Origin of the sequence: Pseudoalteromonas thalassia, assembly GCF_049257215.1 — a bacterium.
GTDB lineage: Bacteria > Pseudomonadota > Gammaproteobacteria > Enterobacterales > Alteromonadaceae > Pseudoalteromonas > Pseudoalteromonas lipolytica_C.
In genome coordinates, this window is record NZ_JBMMUE010000003.1 from 300,807 (window position 1) to 326,172 (window position 25,366).

20 protein-coding genes and 1 pseudogene are annotated in these 25,366 nt (G+C 39.5%); 11 read left to right on the plus strand and 10 right to left on the minus strand.

Going from position 1 to position 25,366, the window contains the following annotated elements:
* Nucleotides 1-12: 12 nt before the first annotated feature.
* Nucleotides 13-453 carry a hypothetical protein gene (locus AAEU31_RS05905; protein WP_138558229.1) on the minus strand — a complete coding sequence of 147 codons (441 nt, stop codon included), beginning with the start codon at nt 451-453 and terminating at the stop codon, nt 13-15.
* Nucleotides 454-680: 227 nt separating this feature from the next.
* Here AAEU31_RS05905 and AAEU31_RS05910 point away from each other — a divergent pair, with 227 nt between their 5' ends.
* Nucleotides 681-1,679, plus strand: coding sequence for a DUF4382 domain-containing protein (locus tag AAEU31_RS05910; RefSeq protein WP_421966747.1), 999 nt, complete (start codon nt 681-683; stop codon nt 1,677-1,679).
* Between the two features lie 16 nt (nt 1,680-1,695).
* Here AAEU31_RS05910 and AAEU31_RS05915 read toward each other — a convergent pair whose 3' ends face one another.
* On the minus strand, nt 1,696-3,054 hold the full coding sequence (locus AAEU31_RS05915; protein WP_421966748.1) for a methyl-accepting chemotaxis protein: 1,359 nt from the start codon (nt 3,052-3,054) through the stop codon (nt 1,696-1,698).
* 194 nt (nt 3,055-3,248) lie between these two features.
* Between AAEU31_RS05915 and AAEU31_RS05920 the strand changes: the two genes are divergently transcribed.
* Complete coding sequence (locus AAEU31_RS05920) at nt 3,249-4,844, plus strand: carboxylesterase/lipase family protein (protein ID WP_421966749.1); 1,596 nt, start codon at nt 3,249-3,251, stop codon at nt 4,842-4,844.
* Between the two features lie 32 nt (nt 4,845-4,876).
* Here the strand turns inward: AAEU31_RS05920 and AAEU31_RS05925 are convergent, their stop codons facing one another.
* The 3 genes from AAEU31_RS05925 to AAEU31_RS05935 all read right to left on the minus strand — a co-directional run bounded on the left by AAEU31_RS05925 (nt 4,877) and on the right by AAEU31_RS05935 (nt 7,309).
* Nucleotides 4,877-5,596 (minus strand): SIR2 family NAD-dependent protein deacylase, encoded by a 720-nt coding sequence (locus tag AAEU31_RS05925; protein ID WP_135926822.1) that lies wholly within the window; start codon nt 5,594-5,596, stop codon nt 4,877-4,879.
* Nucleotides 5,593-6,615 carry a Kelch repeat-containing protein gene (locus AAEU31_RS05930; RefSeq protein ID WP_421966750.1) on the minus strand — a complete coding sequence of 341 codons (1,023 nt, stop codon included), beginning with the start codon at nt 6,613-6,615 and terminating at the stop codon, nt 5,593-5,595. Before AAEU31_RS05930 ends, AAEU31_RS05925 begins: the two co-directional genes overlap by 4 nt.
* Nucleotides 6,616-6,679: 64 nt before the next feature.
* Entirely contained in the window at nt 6,680-7,309 is a 630-nt protein-coding gene (locus tag AAEU31_RS05935) for an NAD(P)-dependent oxidoreductase (protein ID WP_421966751.1), read from the minus strand.
* Between the two features lie 102 nt (nt 7,310-7,411).
* Here AAEU31_RS05935 and AAEU31_RS05940 point away from each other — a divergent pair, with 102 nt between their 5' ends.
* Together AAEU31_RS05940 and AAEU31_RS05945 are read left to right on the plus strand one after the other, a co-directional pair.
* Entirely contained in the window at nt 7,412-8,296 is an 885-nt protein-coding gene (locus tag AAEU31_RS05940) for a LysR family transcriptional regulator (RefSeq protein WP_135926819.1), read from the plus strand.
* A 45-nt stretch (nt 8,297-8,341) separates the two neighbouring features.
* The gene (locus AAEU31_RS05945; RefSeq protein WP_063529390.1) at nt 8,342-8,593 is read left to right on the plus strand and encodes a TIGR03643 family protein; all 252 of its coding nucleotides are present in this window, start codon (nt 8,342-8,344) and stop codon (nt 8,591-8,593) included.
* Between the two features lie 2 nt (nt 8,594-8,595).
* On the opposite strand, the pseudogene AAEU31_RS05950 reads toward AAEU31_RS05945, so the two are convergent.
* From AAEU31_RS05950 to AAEU31_RS05965, 4 genes and pseudogenes are all read right to left on the minus strand, one after another.
* Nucleotides 8,596-9,911, minus strand: a pseudogene (locus AAEU31_RS05950) (methyl-accepting chemotaxis protein).
* 208 nt (nt 9,912-10,119) lie between these two features.
* On the minus strand, nt 10,120-11,436 hold the full coding sequence (locus AAEU31_RS05955) for a methyl-accepting chemotaxis protein (protein ID WP_421966752.1): 1,317 nt from the start codon (nt 11,434-11,436) through the stop codon (nt 10,120-10,122).
* Between the two features lie 97 nt (nt 11,437-11,533).
* Nucleotides 11,534-11,788, minus strand: coding sequence for a YfhL family 4Fe-4S dicluster ferredoxin (locus AAEU31_RS05960; RefSeq protein ID WP_421966753.1), 255 nt, complete (start codon nt 11,786-11,788; stop codon nt 11,534-11,536).
* Between the two features lie 154 nt (nt 11,789-11,942).
* The gene (locus tag AAEU31_RS05965; RefSeq protein ID WP_421966754.1) at nt 11,943-12,095 is read right to left on the minus strand and encodes a hypothetical protein; all 153 of its coding nucleotides are present in this window, start codon (nt 12,093-12,095) and stop codon (nt 11,943-11,945) included.
* 1,179 nt (nt 12,096-13,274) lie between these two features.
* Between AAEU31_RS05965 and azu the strand changes: the two genes are divergently transcribed.
* The gene (gene azu / locus AAEU31_RS05970) at nt 13,275-13,730 is read left to right on the plus strand and encodes an azurin (protein WP_421966755.1); all 456 of its coding nucleotides are present in this window, start codon (nt 13,275-13,277) and stop codon (nt 13,728-13,730) included.
* 336 nt (nt 13,731-14,066) lie between these two features.
* On the opposite strand, the gene AAEU31_RS05975 is transcribed toward azu, so the two are convergent.
* Nucleotides 14,067-14,318, minus strand: a complete 252-nt coding sequence (locus AAEU31_RS05975; RefSeq protein WP_421966756.1) for a hypothetical protein — start codon at nt 14,316-14,318, stop codon at nt 14,067-14,069.
* A 416-nt stretch (nt 14,319-14,734) separates the two neighbouring features.
* On the opposite strand from AAEU31_RS05975, the gene AAEU31_RS05980 reads away from it, so the two are divergent.
* From AAEU31_RS05980 to AAEU31_RS06005, 6 genes are all read left to right on the plus strand, one after another.
* On the plus strand, nt 14,735-17,707 hold the full coding sequence (locus AAEU31_RS05980) for a TonB-dependent receptor (protein WP_421966757.1): 2,973 nt from the start codon (nt 14,735-14,737) through the stop codon (nt 17,705-17,707).
* Nucleotides 17,708-17,914: 207 nt separating this feature from the next.
* Nucleotides 17,915-19,453, plus strand: coding sequence for a tryptophan halogenase family protein (locus AAEU31_RS05985; protein WP_138558235.1), 1,539 nt, complete (start codon nt 17,915-17,917; stop codon nt 19,451-19,453).
* Nucleotides 19,450-20,937, plus strand: a complete 1,488-nt coding sequence (locus AAEU31_RS05990) for a tryptophan halogenase family protein (protein WP_421966758.1) — start codon at nt 19,450-19,452, stop codon at nt 20,935-20,937. Before AAEU31_RS05985 ends, AAEU31_RS05990 begins: the two co-directional genes overlap by 4 nt.
* Nucleotides 20,938-21,431: 494 nt before the next feature.
* Nucleotides 21,432-22,760, plus strand: a complete 1,329-nt coding sequence (locus AAEU31_RS05995; RefSeq protein WP_421966759.1) for a GH1 family beta-glucosidase — start codon at nt 21,432-21,434, stop codon at nt 22,758-22,760.
* Between the two features lie 13 nt (nt 22,761-22,773).
* Complete coding sequence (locus AAEU31_RS06000) at nt 22,774-24,306, plus strand: MFS transporter (RefSeq protein WP_421966760.1); 1,533 nt, start codon at nt 22,774-22,776, stop codon at nt 24,304-24,306.
* Nucleotides 24,307-24,340: 34 nt separating this feature from the next.
* Complete coding sequence (locus AAEU31_RS06005) at nt 24,341-25,348, plus strand: LacI family DNA-binding transcriptional regulator (RefSeq protein ID WP_135926811.1); 1,008 nt, start codon at nt 24,341-24,343, stop codon at nt 25,346-25,348.
* Nucleotides 25,349-25,366: the final 18 nt, after the last annotated feature.

Here is a 25,366-nt window from a genome sequence, read left to right on the forward strand (position 1 = left end):
AAAATAACCTGCTTAACAAAAATCATTGGTTTTTTGTAGCGTTTTTAGCCAGTCAAATAAGTCGTTGTCATAGCGTTTTAGTCGCTGTTGGTGCTTATCATTTAGACTATAAAAAGGTGCAATACAAATACGCTTCTCAGCCATAACTATCACAGTACGAATGCCTAACACTGAATAGTGATGAATCGACTGTACTTTTTTTGCATCCATTTGACGGCATTGTCCTAGTAAATTACGGTAATGCACACCATGGCGGCACACAGTAAAATTACGTTTAGAATTAACAACTAACAAACCTAATAACAGCGAAATGCCGCAAACTAAAAAACTAAAAATAAAACTACTCACTTCTGCTTTGCTATTAATAAAACCCACCAATAAAAGCATGTTAAGTGCACTTAACAGTGCAAAGCTCCTAGATTCATAGCGTTTCTCTAAATCGATGACTGTCATTCTTGTTCCTAAGATTTTATTTTTTGCCATGTTGACAACAAAATGTGGAAGAAAAATGGATTTGTTCATTATTGAGATTTTATTTGCCAGTTTTTATTAAACCGCCTTTCACTAGCTTTTAAAAAGGTACAAACGCGCGAATCTTAACTCAGTTAAAGCAATTCAACTTACATTAAGTTTTGGTGACTAAACTATTAATAAATTTTTAGAACACAAGGGAAGAAACAATGAACTTCAAAACTACATTACTTAGCAGCGCCGTTTTATTTGCACTTGTTGGTTGTGGCTCAGACAACGACAAAAAAGAAACTGTAGATCCGCAGCCACAAACTGCGCAATTCACGCTTGGAGTTTCTGACGCACCAGTAACAGGTTTAAAAGCTGTGAATGTTGTGTTCGATTCAATCACGCTTAAAAGCCAAGGTGGTGAAGAGTTCACTTTCGAAACTCGTGAGCAAGATGATGAAACCATGCCTGAAATGGTTAACTTACTAGATTACACAGGTGATGACATTTTCTCATTATTAGAAGATGAAGAAGTGCCAGCAGGTGATTATCAATGGATCCGTGCCGATGTTATTAATGGCGACACAAACGATTTAACTATGACATCGCATGTTGTGTATGAAGATGACAGCATTGCACCACTTGTTGTTAAACGTAAAGGCAACGATGGTATTGGTGAAATCCAACTTGATGGCTTCACACTTAACCAAGCTGGTAATGATTTTGTTCTTGAGTTTGACCTTAAAAAGTCATTAGTTGACCCACAAAATAGCGACGAGATCTTCTTAAAACCTCGCGGTGTGAGATTAGAAAACTTAGCTGAATCGCAAGACATTGAAGGAACGGTAAGCGAAGAGCTAATCGCTTTTTGTGAAACAGATAACATAGACATTGCAATGACTGATGGCTCGTTTGGTCACGCTGTTTATCTATACAACAGCGATATAGAAATGCCAATGGACAACTACGAAGTAAGCGAAGACGACACGCCCGCTGATGCACCACTTGCAACCGCTAACGTTGTTTTCGATAACGAAGATAACCAATACGAATTTGAACTTGCGTTCATTCAACCTGGTGATTATCAACTTGCTTATACCTGCGCTGCGCAAATCGATGACGTAGAAACGCAAGACGAAGCATTTACGCTTTATCAAGTAAAACCAATTACAGTAACATCGGGTGAAGACTTAGACGTATCTTTCACTGTTTCTGAATAATATTGGAATATTGGAATCAATACCCCATTAAAAAGCCCGCATTGCGGGCTTTTTGTTGTTTATATGTATCGTAACGAATTATCACTTCGGATATCTGATCTACCACTTTATCCGCACCGGTTTTAATGTCTTCCATGATCATGCTGACTTCTTCAACATTTTGCTGAGACTCACCAGACAGTGTTTCTATTTCTTCGATAAGAGCCGTCATTTTTGCTGCGATTTCTTGCGTTTTTCCAATTAAGCCTGATATTTCACTGGTCGACACAGAAGTACGTTGCGATAAATTTCTAACCTCATCGGCAACCACTGCAAAACCACGACCATGCTCCCCGGCTCTGGCAGCTTCAATCGCTGCATTTAAGGCAAGTAAGTTTGTTTGCTCTGCAATGCTATTAATGGTCGTTACAATTTCACCTATTTGTGATGACTGCTGCGCTAACTCATCCGACAGTTCACGGGTTTGATGAACTTGCTTACTCACTTTTTTTGATGATTCAACACTGCTTAAAATTCGTTGCTGACCATTCGTCACAACTTGCGAGGTTTCTTCCGACGTGTGTCCGGCATTTTCTGCTGCATGTTTCACTTCTTCGGTGCTGTTAACTCTGGCGGTGACATCAGATGCAAACTTAATGATCTGTGTCACTTTACCCTGTTTATTAAAAATAGGGTTATAGGTTGCCTCTAAATAAAGCGGGCTGCCATCACGTTTTTTACGAGAAAATTGCCCAGAAAAAATGCGCCCGTTCGCCAGCTCTTGCCAAAAGTTAGGGTTCTTTTGATAAAAGTCGTCATAACAAAACAGTTTATGATGCTGACCTTGGATTTCAGCGAGACTGTACCCTACAACATTTAAGAAATTATCATTCGCAGAAATAATATGACCATCCGGCGTAAAGCGGATCATCGCGGTGCTTTTATTAACGGCATCATAAATTGCCGACATTTCATCAAGTTTTTCGACTTCTTTGGTTATTTCTGAAGCAAACTTAATTGCACAGCGTACCTTGCCATCATCACCGCGTACCGGAAAATAGGTTGCACGCAGCCAAATGGCTTCGCCTGCCCCATTAACTCGCGAGAAAACCCCAGACTTTGCTTGGCCTTTAGCGATATCTTGCCAAAAAGTTTGATACTCTTTTGAGCTGCTATATTCAGGCGCACAAAACTTACGATGATGCTGACCAATAATATCGCCAGCTTGCACTTTCATTGTTTTGCAAAACAAATCATTAGCTTCGAGAACTGTTCCATCTGGTGTGAATTCGATATAAGCAATATTTTCTCTGATCCCAGCTAAATATTGCTGACTTCTATCAACATCATGCTGCAACGCATCAATGAGTTGATCTTTATTTTTACTAAACCACATTGAAACACCAGTTATTAAGGTACTTAGCTAAAGTTTAGCTCAGCAGAGCGAGGAATAAAATTACAAAATAATTCTTTTTTCTTAATGATTAGCAGCTTAACCTATAGATAGCTTTTACACTAAAGCGCTTTCCTCTTAAAGAATGGCCAAATATATAATATTATAAGCCTTCCCCAAACAGCCTAGGCTTTGTTATGACATCGCGTATTCTAAAATCGATTTTTTACTCATCTTTTCTATTAGGTTCTGCCGTATTTTTGCAAGGCTGCCAAGAGCAACCTCAATCTGATCATATCGCCGTCACTGGTGGGCTTATTCAAGGGCAGCAGCAAGGGCGATTTATTGCGTATAAAGGCATTCCGTATGCAGCAGCTCCGGTGGGAGAGTTACGCTGGCGAGCACCGCAACCTGTGCCTAAGTGGCAAGATGTAAAAGTACTTAACGATTACGCGCCTGACTGTATGCAAAAGCCGTTTGCAGCCGACGCTGCACCGCTTACAACAACCCCTTCGGAAGATTGCCTTTATTTAAATGTGTTTAAACCCACTAAACACAGCGATGCTCCTTATCCCGTTGTGGTATGGATACACGGGGGTGGCTTTGTAAATGGTGGCGCATCACCCGCTGTTTACTCGGGTGAAAGCTTTGCTAAACAAGGGGTTATTTTTGTTAGCTTTAATTATCGCCTAGGCCGATTTGGCTTTTTTGCGCACCCTGCCCTTAGTCGTTTTGAGAACGATGCACTGGGCAATTACGCTTTGATGGATCAAATTGCGGCCCTTGAATGGGTGAAACAAAATATCGCTCAATTTGGTGGTGATGCTTCAAAAGTGACACTCATGGGAGAATCTGCTGGCGGCGCATCGGTACATGCGATGATGCAAACGCCTGCAGCAAATAACTTATTTCAACAAGCGATTATTATGTCTGCTGGCGGGCGAGAGTTATTTAACGAGTTGCCACTTTATAGCAATGATGACTCAGTATTAAGCGCCGAAAAAATTGGTGAAAACTTTGCCAAGCAACACACTATCTTAGGAAGTGATAAGAATGCGCTGGCGGCACTACGTGAATTATCTGCTGAAGAAGTCGTTGGAAACCTCAACCTAAGTACATTAAACAAACAAAGTACTAATGAGTCTACTTACGTAGGTGGGCCAATCATTGATGGCATCATCATAAATGCTTCAACTGAAACACGCTTGAGTAAAGGCACATTTAGCCATGTTGCTACCATGGTCGGCACAACTGATATGGATTTAGGCTTTGCAAACTTTTCTTCAAAAGAGGCGCTATTTGAAAGCTTTGCTCCTCACTCGATACAAGCCAAAATGGCTTACGATGCACAAGGCGACACCCCACTGCCAATAATTAATTACCAAGTCGGACAGGATGCTTTAATGCAAGAGCCAGCAAGGTTCGTTGCAAAGCGTGTGACAGATATGGGTAATGATGCCTTCTTGTATCGTTTTGGTTATGTAGCGCAAACCTTAGATAAACCCGGTGCTGAACACGCCAGCGAGATTCCGTATTTTTTTAATACTTTGGCAGCGAAATATGGCCATGTTACCACTGAGCAGGATAAGCAAGCTGCTAAAATAATGCACCGTTATGTGACTAATTTTATTAAATTAGGCACCCCCAATGGCCCCGGCCTACCAACATGGCAAGCATATAAAAATGATGAGTCTTTTATTCTGCAAATGAGTAAATCAGGGACTGCAGAATTTTTACCAGATCCCTTACAAGCGCGGTTAAACATCACAGCAATAAAAGCTGAACAGCAATAATGAAATAAGGCGCTAAATTAAGCGCCTTATTTTTATCCCTGCTGCTGGATATATTCAAGCGCAGTCATTTTTTGGTATGTCACATTAGGATGAAATACATGGGTAGGTTCGGGGTCAACTACTTCAATGGGTATGCCCTGGCTGCGTGCTATATCGAGTGCCATTTGCGTAATATTGACGCTAAAAGAGGTGCCTATAAACACAATTTTATCGGCATCGAGCATACGCTGTTGCGCCTCAGAAATTCGATAAAGTTCAGTGTAGTACTCATCAAATAACAACACGTAAGGCTTAAACGATTCGTTTAGCTTGGGACTTTCATTATTGATATTGAACACCTCAAGCAATGAGTTGTGTAGGTTGTCTTCGTTAACTTTATCCCACGGCGCGTTGAAGGCCATCACATCATCACCTTGATGGTGAAACAGTGTCATTTGATCCAAACGACCATGAATTGCAATATAATCCGTGTTACCGGCTTTGCCATCGAGGCCATCAATATTTTGTGTAATGAGGTTTTTATCGCTCAACCAATGATGCACCTCATTGGGACCATGGTGTCGATACGTTGCAAAGCGATGGTAATACCAAGCTAAAAATTCTCGCGGATTGTTTTCGTACATAGCGCGGGTTGCCATTTCCATCGGCGTATAATTTTTACTGCCTATGGTCCAAAATCCATCTTCGCCACGAAAGGTCGGTATACCGCTTGCGGCACTGACTCCGGCACCTGTGATATAAAGTGTATTCATAGTGATAATTCAACCTTATAGCCAAGTGCATCGGCAGTCACTTGTTGATTATTGTCCATACCACCAATACGGTACAAACTACCTTGATGCTCTAATAAACCACGATGATCCATACTTGCTGTTTTAGCTTTTGGCATCATTTGCCAATTGTTTTTATCAATATCAAAACGCCAAACATGATTACTCGCCGGTGCTGGCTTCCCGTTGTATCCTATACCATTGTAGTTATATGGGTTTGCAGAACCGCCCAACATATAGATATCACCATTAAAACTGGTTGCAGCCATACGATAGTGGGCAACACCTGTTGGATGTGGCACGGTACGCCAATCTATTTTTAATGGATTATTAGCATCAATAGTGCCTTTTAAACACTGTGCAACCGCAGCAAAAGAACGACGTTTATCTGCATTGGCCTGCGTTTTTACACCATCACACACTAAAATTGTGTTGCCACTAATTGCCGCAGCCTGGCCAAATACTGGTTGACCTAAAAATGGCGAAGCCTGTTGCCAAGTATCTGTTTTGGTGTCATAAACTTGTACTAAGTTAACATTACCATCGTTATGCCAACCACTGACTAAATAGATGTAACGTTGTTGGTACGAAAGCGCCACACTGTCATCAACAGGCACGGGCATATTGGCGAGTTGCGTGTAAGAATTCGTAAGTACATCGTAGCGATATACATCAGGGGTAGAAATTTCTTGATGATCCGCACTTACAGTATAGCCACCAAATACATAGGCGTGTTGACCAACACCCACTGCGGTGCTCGCTAAACGTCCAACTAGAGGCTGGCTACTCGGTACCGCTTTTGCTGTTCGCCATGCCGACTCACCAACTTTGAGTACCCATACTTTATTGTGAATATCATGGTGTGCTTTCCCTTTTCCTATCCCCATAAAACTTAGGAAATAAGCTTGTTCATTTACAACAACTTTAGCGACAGCATTATTTGCAACTGCTTCGGGTAGGGCAGGAATTGTTGCAAGCGCAACAGAAAATAATAGGCTCATATCATGATAAAATCAGCTAAAAAACATCGCATAAGAATACCATTTTATGAGCCTGAGAAAAGTATCAATAAGCGATACTTATACGTTGATTTAAATGCGCTGCAGACTGCGCTTCATCAAGCATCGCTTTCGCATAATCGGTTACTGATATTTTGCTTTCGCCGTTGGCATCAGTAAAGAAGCTATCACCACCAACACGGTATGGGCGCTCTGACTCACCAGGATAAATAACCGCAGCTGGTGATACAAACGTCCATGGCGTATCTGTTGTTGACGCTTTAAATACTTCAAGCGCTTCGCCTTGAGCGATTGCTTCTGCTTTGTATTCAGCAGGAAAATCGGGGGTTGATACAAGCGTTACACCCGGTGCAACTTCTAAGCTACCTGCACCACCCACCCATAAAATACGCGTGCCAGTACCGGCAAATGCATTCAGCAATTGCTGTGCTGTGTTTGCTACAATTTCATGGTTACCTAATGCGCGACCACCAATTGCCGCAATAACAACATCACTACCTGCAGCAGTACTTGCAATATCGTCTTTTGTTAAATCAAATTCAGTTACAGTAACATTATCTTGCGTTACTTTACTTACGTCTCTTACTAACGCATTAACTTGATGACCACGTGCTAATGCTTCTGATGTAATGTGGCTGCCAATCCAACCTGTTGCGCCAATAACTGCTAATTTCATGAGGAATTCTCCGTTGTTTGTTTCAATGATGGCAGTTTACTTGTTCACTATTTACTGATAAATACACTATATAGATACACATTGTTTCACTTTAAGATACCAATGGATAAACTCAACTCAATTACTAGCTTTGTCGAAGTTGCCCGCACAGGCAGCTTTACTCAGGCCGCTGAGCACTTAGGTTTAAGCAGATTACAAGTTTCTAGGCATATTCAAGATATTGAAAAGTGGCTAAATTTAAGGTTGTTTCATCGCACAACACGAAAAGTCAGTTTAACTCTTCAAGGCGAAGAGGCCCTTAGCTATTGCCAGCAAATACTCAATCAAGTGTCTGACTTACAAAGCCGAGCACACAGCCACAACAACGAATTGGTGGGTACCATTCGAGTTGCCTCTCCGATTGGGCTTGGCCAACATAAACTGTTTGATGCCATTGAAGAGTTCACCAAGCGCCATCCACAGACGCGATTTGAACTGTTACTCTCAGATAGTTTATCGCAGCTGGTTGATGACCGCGTTGATATCGCTTTGCGTTATATCCACCAGCCCGATGAAGGACTCATTGCCCGTAAGCTAATGTATATCGCAACCGCAGTGTGTGCATCAAACGACTATTTAGCTGCGAGCCCACCGATTAATGAGCCAAATGACTTAACTGCACATAATTGCCTTATTCATAACAAACACAATATTTGGCAATTTCAACGCGACGACAACACTCAAAAAGTGACTGTTAAGGGCAACATTGTTGCCAATGATATGGGTGTGCTTTTAAAAGCAGCAAAACAAGGAATGGGGGTGGCTCATTTACCCTGCGATCTCGCCAATGACTATTTAGCATCAGGTGAGCTTATTAAAGTGCTACCAGAGCATACAACTATAGGCTCTCATTTATGGGCCGTGTACTTATCGCGGAACTTCCAACAAAATGTGGTCAGAGCGTTCATCGACTTTTTAGCTGAGCACTGGCAACACGATATCTTATAATCCAAATCTGCTGCATGTACGTATAAGCAACAAAAAGGAGTCGTAATGCAGCACTTAGATCATGAAATATCACGCATCATAGAAATGGCGTGGGAAGACAGAACCCCGTTTGAAGCAATAAACCAACAGTTTGGCTTAAATGAAAAAAGCGTTATCACGTTAATGCGTGAACAATTAACAAGCTCGAGCTTTAAACTTTGGCGAAAACGCGCAGCAGGTAGGCAAACTAAACACTTAAAACTACGAAACCCTGATATCACTCGCGGCTACTGTAAAACCCAGTACAAACATCGATAACGCTACTTGAGTTGTTCAGCAAACTGCCCAACAGCATCAACAACTTTTTGAGCGCCATTTTGTATATCGGCCATCACTTTTCCTGACTCAGTAGCAAGGCTGAAACTTTGTTCTGCCTTGCTTTTACCTAATTGAATGACTCCAACTGTATTTTGTGTAAGCACACGGTTTTGTTGCACCACATCAACAATCTCAATGGTTGCGTTTGAAGTTCTGCGGGCAAGTTGCCTTACTTCATCAGCAACCACAGCAAACCCTCTTCCTTGTTCGCCAGCACGAGCAGCCTCAATTGCAGCATTTAATGCTAATAGATTGGTTTGGTCGGCTATACTTCCTATGCTTTGCACAAGTGAAGCTATTTGTTGCGATTGCTTATCAAGGGCAGCCATTTCTTGCGCTGCTTGTTCCATTTGTTTTGCTAGCGCATCCATAACTTGCACCATGTTATGCAATACTTCAGCACCTTGCTGAGCAATCTTGTCGGTTTCTGTGGAAGTGCTATAGGCTATATCTGCGGCCTGAGAAATAGCCATTTCAAGCTTTACTTGTTCTGTAATGACAGTGGCAAACTTTACAACCTTATAAAGTTCACCTTGCTCATTAAAGATCGGATTATAAGTTGCCTCAAGCCACACAGGATCACCTTGCTTATCGACACGTTTAAAGCGTGAAGCAATAAATTCACCTTGTTGTAGCTTTTGCCAAAAATCGGCATATTGATCAGAGCCAACTTCATCAGATTCACAAAACATACTATGATGCTTACCAATAATTTCTTGTGCTGTGTAACCAACCCCCGCTAAAAATTGCTCATTTGCTTTAAGCACATAACCGTTTAAATCAAATTCAATCACAGCCATTGAGCGATGGATTGCCTTCACTAAATCCTGATTTTCACGGGAGGTTTCAATGGTCCGCGTCAATACGCTTGCATGCAGAGTAATTTTTTGAAATTGCTTATCTTTGTTAACAACACGGTGTAAAAAACACGCAACCATACTGGGCTATTTTTTGCGTTTATAAGCTGTACAGCTCCCACCCAAACGGTTTGTTCATATAGCGCTTGCTTAAAAAGCTCAAAGTAGGGTGTTTTTCGGGCAGTATCAGGGACAAAATCAAGTAAAGATTTGCCAAGCAATTGTTTTTCAGAATACCCAAGCTCAGTTAATACGTGCTCATTAACCGAGAGGATATAGCCATCTTCATCAAGCTCTAAAGTAAACATACTCTGGTCTAAAGTATCTTTTACTTGCATAACACTAAATAATTCATTCTCTAGATCGGCAATTCTATTCTTCAATGGCTGAGTAAAAAACATGGCCCTTCTCACCTTAAAATCATATGAAAACAACACAGAGCAGTACTCTAAGAACTACATGAGCTGTAACTTTTAATGATTTTAGCCGAACTGAATGAATAAAAACTCAGCTTTTACGACAATAAGAAGTTTCTCGGGTGAAAATAAGAAATAATTTAATTTTTTGAAATAATAAAAAGCCTAGTAAAACTAGGCTAAGCATATAAGACTATTTAAGTTTGTTTACAAACTGACCAATTGTATCAACCACCTGTTGAGCGCCATGCTGAATATCTTCCATCACTTTACCCGAGTCATTTGACAACGAGAGTCCTTGCTCAGCTTGTATCTTACCTTCTTCTATCACTTTTACGGTGTTTTTGGTTAGTGACTGGTTGTGTTGTACTACATCAACAATTTCTTCAGTCGCTTTTGAGGTTCTTGAAGCTAACTGCCTTACTTCATCAGCAACCACAGCAAATCCTCGCCCTTGGTCACCTGCTCTAGCCGCTTCAATTGCAGCATTAAGCGCTAGTAAATTGGTTTGTTCAGCAATACTACTAATACTTTCTACGATATTTGAAATTTGCTGTGACTGCTTATCGAGCGCCGTAATTTCCTCTGCAGCTTGCTCCATTTGCTGAGCAAGATCTGCCATCACCTTCATCGTGTTACGCAAAACATCAGCTCCTTGCTGAGCCAGTTTGTCCGTCTCAACCGACGTGCTGTAAGCTATTTCTGCAGCTTGCGTGGTTGCCAGTTCACGGTTTACTTGTTCAGTAATAACCGTTGCAAACTTCATAACTTTATATTGCTCACCAAAATCATTAAAAATAGGATTGTATGACGCTTCAAGCCACACGGTGTTACCGTATCGGTCAACACGCTTGAAACGATCAGCAATAAATTCTCCTCGCCTTAATTGCTGCCAAAACTGCGCATATTCAGGTGACTCCACAACCTCTGATTCACAAAAAATACGGTGATGCTTGCCAACAATCTCTTCTTTCTTATAACCCATAGAATCTAAGAACAGCTGGTTTGCATTAATGACTTTTCCTTCAAGATCAAATTCAATAACAGCCATTGAGCGGTTTATCGCATTAATAACATCACTATTTTCACGAGATGTGGTAATTACATCCGTACATACAGAACCATAAATAGCATAATAATTAAATTCACCATGCTCATTTAAAACTGGTTGAACAATAATACACAGCCACTCAACCTGCCCATCATAACGAGCAACCTGCATTTGCCCTACCCAGTGTCGTTGATTTGAAAGTGCATTGTTTAAGTCTGAAAACTGATAAGTATTGCGTGATTGAGGGGTTACAATCGTTTGAAAAGGAGCATCAATTAACTTTTCATGTGGATAACCAAACTCATTTAAAAAGTTTTGATTCATGTAAGAAATCGTACGATCTTTACGAAGTTTCAATACCAGCATTTCTTCATTAATGCCTGAAATAAGGCCCTTGAGTGGATGGAGCTCAGCATTTAATGCTGCTATTTCATTTTGTAAAGCTTTATTGAACCACATATAACGCCCTAGATTAAATCACTAACATATTGTTGTTAATGTGATTGTAGAACATTCAGTATGAGATGCTAGTTTTGGGCACTTATATTGATAAGGATTAGCAAGGCTGTGAGGTTAATTTGACATACTTGTCGGCTAATTCATCTAGTGACTCTCGGTGATTTGGATCTGGCTTAATGCAGTCAATTGGACACACACTCACACAGGTAGGATTATCATAATGCCCAACACATTCAGTGCATTTGTTAGGGTCAATTTGATATATCTTCGCCCCCATATAAATAGCCTCATTCGGGCACTCAGGATCACACATATCACAGTTAATACATTTGTTATTGATGAGTAATGCCATGACACACCTTTAAGCACGATGATGGAGTATTGCCTTTAAAAGCTAACCTAGATTTCAAAAAGCAGCGAAAATTGCAGCCGCGTAATATAGATGGCTGCGAATGAAATTTCTTTGATATAGATCAAGTTTACAAGTAGTTAGGGTTTTCATAGCTCTATGTTGTGGAATTAATGCAATCATCAAAGCGCTCAGGGGTTTCTGGTTTTATCATTAAATGATTAATTTTATGGTCATTTTTGCGAATGATACTGTGTAAGGCATTGATTGAATTTATAAAGTTTAATGTACTTACATATCTTAGAGACATACTCCTTTCCTTTTGGTTTGAGTTATAAAAAGCTTTTAACTAAAAAAGAATGAAGAAGGGCGAATATTAAAAAATGAACCAGAGGCTTCACCAGTTTTAGCTTTTCGACGATTTCTAACCAGTTATCTTCAGCGTGACTGAAAAAAGTTGTTAGTTTAGTTAAAAATATCGCTTCGAACTCCGCCGAAAATACATTACCTACCCTATCTCTGAGCATATAAATGTAATAACTCAAACTTCCTGTCTACTGCAGAGCAACTTTCTGCTTATTATGGTTCTGAAGGGGTGTGATAAATCTTTCGGGCAACAAACAAAAGGTCACAAAGAGTTAGCAAGGTTCTACATAAAGAATCTTAACTAATTTAAAAACTACACAATTACTTTGCCGCAGATAGGCAGAATACTAAAAGAAAGTGCTTCAATAATATGAGCATAGAGCATTTCTATGAAGGCGAACTGCACAATGCATACATTATTGACATAAGCCTTTGTGAAAAAAGGTTGATACGGGAAAGTTTAGATCAAAGCATTTTTCAATGATGAAGCAAACATACAAAGTTATAATAGTTATAAATTCAACAAATCTGAGTTAGTTCACTTGAATGATAAGTCGTAACTCCTTCATCATTTGTGTTCATGAACGAGTTAAAATATCAGTCAGATTGTTCTTATCACATTGAGTTAGAAGTTATCTGAAACTGTCCTGCGTCAGCACTGCAAATGCACCCAAATACAATTGTTCTTTTAGATGAAGCAGCTGCGAGTCAACTAGATAATAAAGAATATCTTCAATGGGTCGCTAAACAAAATGAATCCATCGTAAAGAAACATGGTTACTTTAAGGATTTATAACAAACAGAATTATACTGGTTGTCATGCTTGCTCTTGATGAGTTAATCCTGTCCTCTTCTTGAGTAAGCATTTTTATCTGTAGTTGATAGTATGTATTTAATAACTACTTATTTGAGTAAGTTTTTAGCTTAGTCTAAATGCCTTACCCACTTTTTTCTTACCTTACATTCTTAAAATATGAAACCAACTTTTATTTAATAGAAACCTTTATCTATTACCTCTAAAGCATCTGTTTTATCAATCAAATAGATTTAATTTATTAGTTAGAGAGTTAAAGCGAAACTTGATAATTTTAATTCTAATTTCTCCAACTATAAATGAGGTCACATGTCTATCCGTAACATTTTACTTGGTCTATTTTTCTCAGGGGTCATTTCAGCTGCTCATGCACAAGACAATTGTACAGTCGATGTAGAAGCTACTAACAATATGACATTTTCTAAGGACAAAATAACCGTACCTGCAACATGCTCAACAATCACTGTTAATTTAAAGAACACAGGAAAATTACCCGCGGCTTTAATGGGACATAATTTGGTTATCTCCAAAAAAGAGGATTTAATAGGGTTAACGAATGACAGCTTTGAAGCTGGTTTTGAGAATAATTATGTCAAGCCTAATGACTCGAGAGCAGTTGTGGTTTCGAAGGTTATTGGTGGGGGTGAGTCTACTTCAGTGACTTTTAAAAGCGATTTATTCAATAAAGAAGATGAATATGTCTTTTTCTGCGCATCACCTGGTCATTGGTCAATAATGCAAGGGAAATTCACATTAGTACAATAACGAATCTATAACTAAGCCACACTTAAGTGCCTTCATATCTAATTATTTAAAGTATCCACTATATCTAAAATTATCACTGTATTCAGTGAACTAATAAATTAAAAAAGGAGTAGCACGCTACTCCTTCATTGCCCTTAAGCCTCGCCTTACATTATGGTTGGCAACACGCTTTTGCATTACCACAGTGGAAAAATATATTTGCATACAATTCCTTCACTAGTGTTATCAGAGTAAACTCTGACTACCCAGACATTGATTAGTGAGCCGGCAAATAACAGCTCGTTGCGTATTTCGTGATTAATGGTTAGGCCGCTATTTTTAAATGCAAAAATAGCTTTATTTATCCCATGAATGCGTTTTTTTGATTTGCGATATGGTCTCTTTTATAGAATTTTGAGCACGCTCATTATTAAGCTCTGGCTCGAACTCATGCTCAATTTTATCCTTATAGTCATCATCGAAGTCATTCTCTAACTCCGTATCGAATAAATCATCAAAACGCTCAAAGTTTTCGTAACAAAGTTGGTCATCGTAATCCGAATAATCAAAAGTGCACTCCTGAATATTTTCGAGTAGAAAAACCATCATTTTATAAAACAACACTTTTACACCACGATAGGCTAGTTGCTTATTTAAAACCCTAAAAAGAGCCAACTCATTTTTACTATCCGGTATTTAAAAACACTGTATTTCATAAAGTTACCATCTTGACTTTACTTTTTAACTGCCTGAACAAAAAACAGCTTTTAAATATTTCGTTGCGATAGAAGCTGTCAAAATCGACCCATTCCTCGTTTAATTTTCACACAACTTTTTTAACAATTTATTGATATAGCTGTTGACGTAAACTGCAAATCACACTACCCTCTTCTGGAAGCGCTTTCATAAGGGCGATTTTCAACCTCTTTATGGTAGCGCTTCCATATGCATTTAATAATCTATTTTCGACAACAATATCATGCCCTAATTGCATGAATAACAATGATAAAAATGAGGGAAACCTGATGCCAAGCCATAACTTCAAAAGAACAAAGTTAGCTTCTAGCTTATCTTTGCTTTTAGGTGCTAGCACCTGCTTTTCTGCCTATGCAGAGCAGTCTGAACACAACGATGACATTGAAGTCATTCAAGTAACAGGATTTAAAGGAAGTATTAAAGAATCAACCCAATTAAAGCGCTACTCTTCAGGTGTTGTTGATGCTATTTCATCAGAAGATATAGGTAAATTCCCAGATACTAACCTAGCAGAATCTTTGCAACGTATTACAGGTGTATCGATAGACCGTAGTAATGGTGAAGGCTCAAAAGTAACAGTACGTGGTTTTGGTCCAGATTATAATATGGTGACTTTAAATGGGCGTACTATGCCAGCAGCCTCACTTCCTGCTGGCGGTGGCTCTCCAAATTCTCGTGCATATGATTTTGCTAATTTGGCATCAGAAAGTGTTAAGTCAGTTGAAGTCTATAAAACCGGAAAAGCGAATATTGCATCAGGTGGTATTGGGGCCACAATAAACATTAATACTGCCCGCCCTCTAGACAATCCAGGTTTAATTACCAATGTTGGTGTAAAAGCTATGCACGATACAACTAATCGTGTCGGCGATGATATTACACCAGAAATCTCAGGTATCTTTAGTTGGACTGACGAAGAAGCAAAGTTTGGTGTATCACTTACTGCAAGCGTTCAAAAACGTGATAGTTCGGCAGCAGGTGCTTTTGTTAACGAATGGAGAACGACTGCATACGACGGCACAATTCCTCAATCTGCAGATGACATCATCATCGAAAATGCACCTGCAATGGGGCAATATTATTCAATGCCTTCCGATCTTCGTTACACAATCGCCGATCGTGAACGCACTCGAACAAACGCGCAGCTAACACTGCAATATAGTCCTGTAGAGTCACTTACCGCAACACTTGATTACACCTACTCTCAACAAGAGTTATTCGAGTCACGTGCTGAGCAGTCAATCTGGATGGATAACTATAAAACGCACTTAATCTTTGATGACAATGCGGTTAAAACACCAATCTACTATAAAGAAGAACGCCGCGATCTATCAACGCGTGATCTAGGCTTAGCGTTACAAGAGCTCAATCAACTTAATAAAAATGACTCTATTGGTCTTAATCTTGAGTACTTTGTAAATGACCAACTCAGTTTTGTATTTGATGCGCATAGTTCAAAAGCAACGAGTGAGCCCGATGCGCCTTATGGCAGCTGGGTAAATGCAGGGTTAGGAGCGAATATTGTCGCTTCTCAAGAAGTCGATTTTAGTCGTGATTTACCCTCTATGGTGATTGATTTTGATGATTGTAGTCGTGCTAATTTAAACTGTAATGGAGTGTTAGACCAAGATGATGTTGGTACTTCTATACTTGATTCTAACTTTGCACGCCAAGAATCAACGGTTGATGAATTCCGATTACTTGGTAAATATGAAATTGAGTCAGGGGTAATAGACTTTGGTATTGAGTCACGCTCAATGGAAAGTCACTCATTGCAGTCACTTACTCGTAATACGATGGGTAACTGGGGTATCGAAAACCCTGGTGAGTTACCTGATGGCTACCTTGACCCGACAAATTTCTTAAGTGAATTAGACGGCTACAATACCTCAGGTTCATTTGATCAAGGTTTCACTGGCAGCGCGTCAGAAATTGGTTATTGGGCAGCAAGCCAATACGGGTTTAATTTTGCTGCAGATGGCGCATTTGCAACAAATCGCACTATTAAAGAAGATATTCAAGCGGCATTTGTACAATATAAGCATCAAGGTGAAATTGGTGATATGCCATTTAACCTCTTAGTTGGTGCTCGTTACGAAACCACAGATATCACATCAACAGCAAATATTGACTTACCAAATGCAGTCGCTTGGGAAGGTAATAACGATTTTAATGTGCGATATGGCACTGACAAACAAGATTACTCTCTAAGCTCTGATTATAATCACTTCCTACCTAGTATCGATTTTGATATTAACGTGGTTGATGATGTAAAAATTCGTGCTTCATATAGCACCACAATCGCACGACCTACTTATGATAATTTAAGCTCTGCAGCAACGGTTGGAGTACCAACGGGGCCAAGTTTAATTCCAGGTACCACTAATGCACCAGCTTCAACCGGTAACCCAGGCTTAGTACCGCTTGAATCAGATAATATCGATGTTTCAGCTGAGTGGTACTACAGCGATGTTAGTTATGTTTCTGTCGGTTATTACAATAAAAAAGTTGATAATTTTATTGGTTTAACACCAATGACTCAAAATTACTATGACTTACGAGATGTTTCAGCAGGTCCCCGCGCTCAAGCAGCAAAAGCTGAACTAGAGGCTAGAGGTCTTGCCGTTACTGACTCAAACCTATTCCAAATGGTTGCGGCTATGGAAAATGGAGTTGCATTTGATTCAATGACTTATGAAGAATTTGAAGCAGCCTACGATATCTTGCCTAACAGCGATGATCCACTAATGGAATTTACAGCTCAAGTTCCTACTAACAATAAAGATGCAAAAATTGACGGATATGAATTTGCTATTCAACATTTCTTTGGTGATTCGGGCTTTGGTATTCAAGCAAACTACACGATTGTAAATGGCGATGTTGACTTTAATGTCGAAGCAGATCCTACGACAACGCAGTTTGCATTAGTAGGTTTAAGTGACACAGCTAACTTAATTGCAATGTACGAAAATGATAAGTTTCAAGCTCGTATAGCCTATAACTGGCGTGATAAATTCTTAAACAATGCAGCTCGCTATGTAAATGAACCTGCATTTACTGAAGAGTATTACCAGGTCGATTTTAATGTAGCTTATAACTATAGTGAGAAACTCTCTTTCTTTTTAGAGGGAATTAACATTACAGAGCAAGACAACCGCCAACATGGACGATACAAAGCGCAGTTATGGAATTTAGACAAAAATGGTGCTCGCTACAATTTAGGTGTACGTTATAACTTCTAAGCTATTGCTGAAGCAAGAGTATACGGTCTAATAGCAATTTACATAATATGTGGGCTCTTGGGGATAGAAAGGCGTTATTATTTAGTTATTCTTAATTAGATATTTTTAACGCTAATAGCGTCAATTTAGATCCCTAAAAGTTCACGATTAGCGTGAATTGATAAAAAGCCGCTCCTATTGAAGCGGCTTTATATTTAAAGTAAGCATATGAGCAAAATAATTAATAATATTGTGATCATTGGCGGTGGCGCTGCGGGGTGGCTTACAGCCGGATTACTAGCCAAAGAACATCCACATCTTCATATCACTCTCATTGAATCTGCTGATATTGGTATTTCTGGTGTTGGTGAAGGCACATGGCCGTCAATGCGAAATACATTACAGCGAATTGGGGTCAAAGAAACTGACTTTTTACGTCAATGTGATGCGTCCTTTAAACAAGGTTCAAAGTTCATCAATTGGCGAGGGGAACAGCAAGGAGATAACTACTATCACCCTTTTATGATTCCTGAAGGCTACTATGAATATGATGTTCATGCTGCTTGGAAGCAATTATTTTCTCAGCAAAAATATGCTGATGCTATGAATATGCAAAGCTTTATTTGCCAAGCAGCACTAGCGCCAAAACAGATTAATACACCACAGTATGCTGGTGTTACAAATTACGGCTATCATTTAGACGCTCATAAATTTGCACGCTTTTTAACACAACATTGTGTAAATACGCTTAACGTAAAACATATTGTTGATAATGTGATTTGTGCAAATAACGATGAGCAAGGCTACATTAAAAGTGTCAGCACACAGCATAATGGAGCGATAACAGGTGACTTATTTATTGACTGTTCAGGTAGTCAAGGGCTATTAATCGCCAAGCATTATCAAATCCCGTTTTTAGATCAAAGCCACATTCTATTTAATAACACAGCAGTAGCAGCCCAAATACCATACGAAAGCCAATCTCAAAATATTGCCTCTGCGACATTATCAACTGCACAATCCGCAGGTTGGATTTGGGATATAGGTTTACCAACCAGACGCGGAATTGGCTATACATTTAGCGATAAATATTGTGACGAAGCAAGCGCAATAGAAACACTAAAAAGTTACGCGGCACAAACGATAGGCACTCAACAAGCAGACACAATTGAAACACGAACACTTCGTTTTACCCCGGGTTACAGAGAAATATTTTGGCATAAAAACTGTGTCGCGATTGGCATGTCACAAGGATTTATAGAACCATTAGAGGCATCTGCGTTAGCCATGGTTGAACTTAGTATCAGTATGCTAAGTGAGCAGATGCCTGTAGACCAAGATCACATGCAGCTATTGAGTACCCGGTTTAATAAACGTTTTAAATACCGCTGGGAGCAAGTCATTAACTTCCTAAAACTTCATTATGTATTGAGTAATCGTGATGATAATGGTTATTGGCATGCTAACCGCAACCCTAATAGTATCCCACTTGAATTACAGAACTTGTTAACACTGTGGCAGTATCAAGCACCCAGCCGATTTGATTTGGTCGAAAATGAAGAAATCTTTTCTTCTGCAAGTTATCAATATGTGCTGTACGGTATGGGGTTTGAAACCAGTCTAACCACAAAACTTGATGGCCAAAAGTGCCACAAAGCAGAACAACTATACCAACTCAACCGCAACAAGATTGCACAATACTTACAAAAATTACCCACTAATCGACTGTTATTAGAACAATTACAAGGGAGTAAGGTGGCAACATGAGACAACAATCAATTAAACAGGTGATCATAGCTGGCGGCGGAACTGCCGGTTGGATGACCGCAGCTGCGTTAGCCAAATTACTAAATAAAGATATCAAAGTCAGCTTAGTTGAATCGGACGACATTGGCACCGTAGGTGTTGGCGAAGCAACCATCCCACCTATTCGTACCTTTCATAAATTACTAGGTATTGATGAAAAACTTTTTATGAAAGCCACCCAAGCAACCTTTAAATTGGGGATCAGCTTCGAGAACTGGCACAAGCCACAAAGTGACTATATTCACTCTTTTGGTATGACAGGTAAAGAATGTTGGGCTGGCGAGTTTCATCATTTTTGGTTACATGCAAAAAAAATGGGGAATAAAGACGACTTTGGAGATTACTGCTATGAATTACAAGCAGCTAAACAGGGTAAATTTGGTATTAGCCCTCATAACCCAATTAATTATGCATTTCATATGGATGCTAGCCGTTATGCGGCATTCTTACGAGAGTTTGCAGAAAATCTAGGTGTAAAACGCTTTGAGGGCAAAATTGAACGAGTAAATAAGAATGCTGATAATGGCTTTATAAAGAGTTTATTGCTCGATGACGGCACAGAGGTAACGGGTGACTTCTTTATTGATTGCACTGGTTTTAAAGGTTTACTAATAGAGCAAGCCTTACATACTGGTTATGAAGACTGGTCACATCTATTACCTTGCGATAGTGCGGTAGCAGTTCAAACGAAAGGGACACCCGAAATCGCTCCTTACACGCGATCCATTGCTCATCAATCAGGTTGGCAATGGCAAATTCCTTTACAAAATAGAGTTGGCAATGGCTTAGTCTATTGTAGCCGTTATTTATCGGACCATGATGCAACTCAGTTATTATTAAATAATCTAAGCAGTGAAACTCTCACCGAGCCAAAAATTATCAAATTTAAAACTGGCCGACGACGCAAGGGTTGGAACAAAAACTGTTTAGCGCTGGGTCTTGCCAGTGGTTTTTTAGAGCCTCTTGAATCAACCAGTATCCACCTCATCATGACTGGGATTATTCGCTTTATGCGATTATTTCCTTTTACAGGCATAACCCAGCACGCTATTGATGAATACAATAAACAATTACAGTCAGAGCTTGAAAGTATTCGTGACTTTATTGTTTTGCATTACAAAGTCACCGATAGGGATGACAGTGAATTTTGGCAGCATTGTAAAACAATGGAAACACCTAAGTCACTTGCCCATAAAGTCGCATTGTTTAAAGAGACTGGAAGAGTTTTCTTAGATGATGGTGATATTTTCCGCGTCGACTCTTGGGTGCAAGTCATGCTTGGGCAAGGCATAATGCCAGAGCAATACCATCACGTAGCTTCTTTAATGAATGATCAAGAGTTATGCCGATTTATGCAGGGGATCAAACAGCAAATAGCGCAACGCTTACAACAATTACCGACACATAAAGCGTTTATTGAACAATACTGCCCTGTAGATACTTAAGTCTAAAAAAGGCATTACTATTGCCAAAATATTTATAATTAAACAAACTGTAAAGCCACATCAAAAATGTCGGCTTTACCTTAATTGCAAGCTAAATGATGTCTCTTTTGACGATACTTATAAGCGTTAAACTTTCCTAACTATTGAAGAGCTGAGCGTACTGGCTGTAAAAAGTTAAAGCTAGCAACATAATACAGCACCTAGCTTAGTTACGTCGTTATTAGCTCTTGAATTAGCGCTAAAGTTATAAAAGTAATAAACCATTAACCTATTAATTATTAAAAGATAAAGCAGATTTTCACTGTATATTTAGGGCTAAATAAAATAAACGGTTGACCGTTTGCAGATTAGCCTCTAACCTAAATATGGAAGCGCTACCACAAAACACCAAACACCTTTATGGGTTATTACGGTAATTTTATGGAAGCGCTACCATAAAATTTTAAATTTAGCCGCAAGATTTACTTGCTCTTGTTTACCAAAGGTTTCATTTCATGACTCAGCTCACGTTACCAAAAAACTCAACAATGCTTAGCAAAGACTTTATCTATGGCGTTGCGACAGCTTCGTTTCAAATAGAAGGAGCTGCCGATAAGCGCCTTCCATGTATTTGGGACACCTTTTGCGCGACTCCAGGAAAAATCGCTGATAACTCAAATGGTAATTTCGCTTGCGAGCATGTTAAAAAATGGAAAGGCGATATTGAACTAATCGACTCTTTGGGTGTAGATGCTTACCGTCTTTCTATTTCATGGCCAAGAGTCATAAAATTAGATGGCACTTTAAATCAAGAAGGTATTAACTTTTACATTAATATTTTAGACGAGTTAATGCGTCGAAATATTAAAGCATTCGTCACTTTATATCACTGGGATTTACCACAGCATTTAGAGGATAAAGGCGGCTGGTTAAATCGCGAAACTGCTTACGAATTTGCGCATTATGTAGACCTAGTAAGTCAGGCATTATCAGGAAAAGTCTATTCATACGCGACCTTGAATGAACCTTTCTGCAGCTCTTATTTAGGCTATGAAATTGGTGTTCATGCGCCAGGGATCAAAGGCCGGGAATTTGGACGTAAAGCTGCTCACCACTTGCTGCTTGCACATGGCTTAGCTATGAAAGTACTAAATAAAAATAGCCCAGAGTCACTTAACGGTATCGTACTTAACTTTACTCCTTGTTATCCTGTATCGTCTAGCGAAGCCGATTTAGCTGCAACAGCTTTTGCTGATGACTACATAAACCAATGGTATATGAAACCAGTAATGCAAGGAGCTTACCCTGACATTATCGAACAGTTGCCAGCCGCTCATAGACCTGACATTCTAGCTGGCGATATGGAGATTATTTGCCAACCATTAGACTTCTTGGGCGTTAACTTTTATACCCGATTACGTTATGAAGCAAGTGACACTGATTATTATCATGAACTGCCTCATCAAGCGCCAATGACAGATATCGGCTGGGAGATATATCCACCAGCATTGACTGAGTTATTAGTCTCTTTGCATGAAAAATATGAGTTACCGCCGATCTATATCACTGAAAATGGCGCTGCGATGGCTGACAAAATGGTAGATGGAGAGGTAAACGATCAAGACCGTGTTGACTATTATAATGCACACCTAAATGCTGTGAATGACGCAATACTACAAGGCGTAAACATGGCTGGCTACTTTGCATGGAGCTTAATGGATAATTTCGAGTGGGCAGAAGGTTATTCAAAACGCTTCGGAATTGTTCATGTTGATTACGATACACAAGTACGAACAGTAAAGCTAAGTGGTAAAGCATATAGTCAGTTAATCACGCGCCGATAATAAGACAACAATAATGATAAAACACACACTTCCCATCTACGAAAAAATAGGCTACGCGATGGGCGATGCCGGCGCTAATTTAGTTTGGCGTGGTGCTTTGGCCTATTTAGCCGTTTTTTATACAGACACATTTGGTATTTCTGCCGCCGCTGCTGCGTTACTTTTTTTAGTTGTGCGCTTATCAGATGGCGTGACAGATATAATAATGGGGATGATTGCAGATAGAACGCAAACACGTTTCGGTAAATTTCGTCCTTGGATATTGTGGTCAACTCCTTTTCTAGCCTTGTTTATGGTGTTGTGCTTCACAACACCTGACATAAGCCCAGCAGCTAAGCTATTTTATGCTTATTTCACTTATATAGGGCTCACTCTAGCTTATACGGTAAGTAACGTACCCTACTCTGCTTTAATGGGGGTTATGACTGGTGATGACCTAGAGCGAACTAAACTGTCTGGCTTTCGCTTTGCCGGAGCATTTGCAGGTGGCTTATTAGTTATGGGCTTTTTACCTGATTTAGTCGCATACTTTGGGCAAGGAAATAGCGCACAAGGTTACCAATACACTATGTATGTATTTGCAGCCTTACTCACTGTACTCATGTTAATCACGTTTGTAAGTACAAAGGAGCGCGTTCAACCTGCAACAAACACGCAAGTTTCACTAAAAACTGAGCTAACTGATTTAAGTAAAAGCTTACCTTTTATCATTCTTCCTTTATTGGCGATCACATTATTTTTCTATTATCGCGAGCTCTACTCCGGTTTGTTTTTTGCGGCAACAATGATTTTTATGACTGTCGTAATTCGTCGCTTACTTGCAAGCGATCATAGTAAGCTAAGTGGCACTCAACGAGATATGGTTGATTTACTTACAAATAAACCATGGCTGATCTTATTAGGTATGGGCTTTTTAACAATGATGTTTAATGGCATTAAATATGGTGTCATTGCTTATTATTTTAAATACTACGTAGGTAATGAGCTTTTAACTGGCCAATATTTTATTGCTTTATTAATCGTCTCAATTTTCGGCGCGTTAAGTACAGGAAAATTAGCTGAGATTCTGGGTAAACGTACTTTGTTTATCGCTTCATTATTACTAAGTGCCTTCTTTACTGTTTGTTTCTTTTGGCTGCCAAATGATAACCTCAGCCTGATCTTTGTTATGGGTTGTCTGTCTGAATTCTTCGCAGCCATGATGCCTACCCTGTTTTTTACGATGCTTGGGGATAGTGCTGACTATTCTGAGTGGAAAAATAAACGCCGTGCCACTGGCCTCATATACTCAGCAGGAACTTTCGTGCAAAAAACGGGGGGTGGATTTGCCGGAGCCTTAGTGCTTGTTGTACTTGCAAGTTATGGCTATGACGGAATGGACGAAACCACCATTGCACACTCACTCGATGGCATGATACTACTAATGAGTTGGCTACCAGCAGCGTTTGCTCTAATAGCCGCAGCACTGATGGCCTTTTATCCATTAACATCTGAAATGACAGAAAAAATAACAGAAGACTTGGCAATTAGGCGTGCAAGTCTGTAAATTAAACAGTTAAGGTTTATATCAAACAGTAATTATGGCAACTATTTATCAGGTATCAGAGCTCGCTGGCGTTTCTTTATCAACCGTATCTCGGGTGTTAAATGAAAATGATTACGTCAGCAAAAAAACCAAACAAAAAGTCCTCGATGCGATGGAGCAGCTAGGTTACAAACCAAATTCGATAGCGCGCTCTCTTGCTTCAAATTGCACCAATAGTGTGGGGATTTTAGTCTCTGAACTAGACGGTGCATTTTTTGGTGAAATGATGTCTGCTATTGAAGCTCAATTAAGGGCAGCTGGTAAACATGTCATTATTACGCCTGGACACAGTGAAGAAGACAAAGAAAAAAGTGGCTTAGAATTTTTAATTTCTCGTAACTGTGATGCGATCATCGCCCACGTTGAAGCCGTAAGTGATGAATATTTAGTAAAATTAAATAAAGGTAAAACCCCAATCTATCTAATCAGTCGCTATGTAGATCAAATGAAAGAAAACTGCATTAGCCTTGATAACGTAATGGGTGGCTATTTAGCGACTAAGCACTTACTTGAGCAAGGCCATAAACAGATTAATTACATAGCAGGCCCTTTATTCAAGCCAGATGCTTATAACCGACTTGAAGGCCACAAAAAAGCGCTAAAAGAATATGGTATTGCATTTGACGAGCAGTCTCTTTTCGTGGGTGACTTTAAAGAAACTGGCGGATACAAAGGCTTACAGCATTTCTTCAACATCAATAAAGAATTTACAGCTGTTGTATGTGCAAATGATGAAATGGCCTCGGGCGTAATGAAATGTGCAAGAGAGCACAAGCTTGATCTTCCCAAAGATCTGGCAATCATCGGCTTTGATAATGTTCATTTCACAAATTATTTATATCCAACTTTGACGACCGTTGATAACCCTGTCGAAAAAATGGGTATTATGGCCGCGAACTTAGTGTTAAAACAGGTGTATAAACAAAATCGCGCTAATATTGAGCATATATTTACGCCAAACTTGTTGATCCGCGATTCAACAACACGTTTAACCAGATCTTAATAAAAAGCGAATACGATA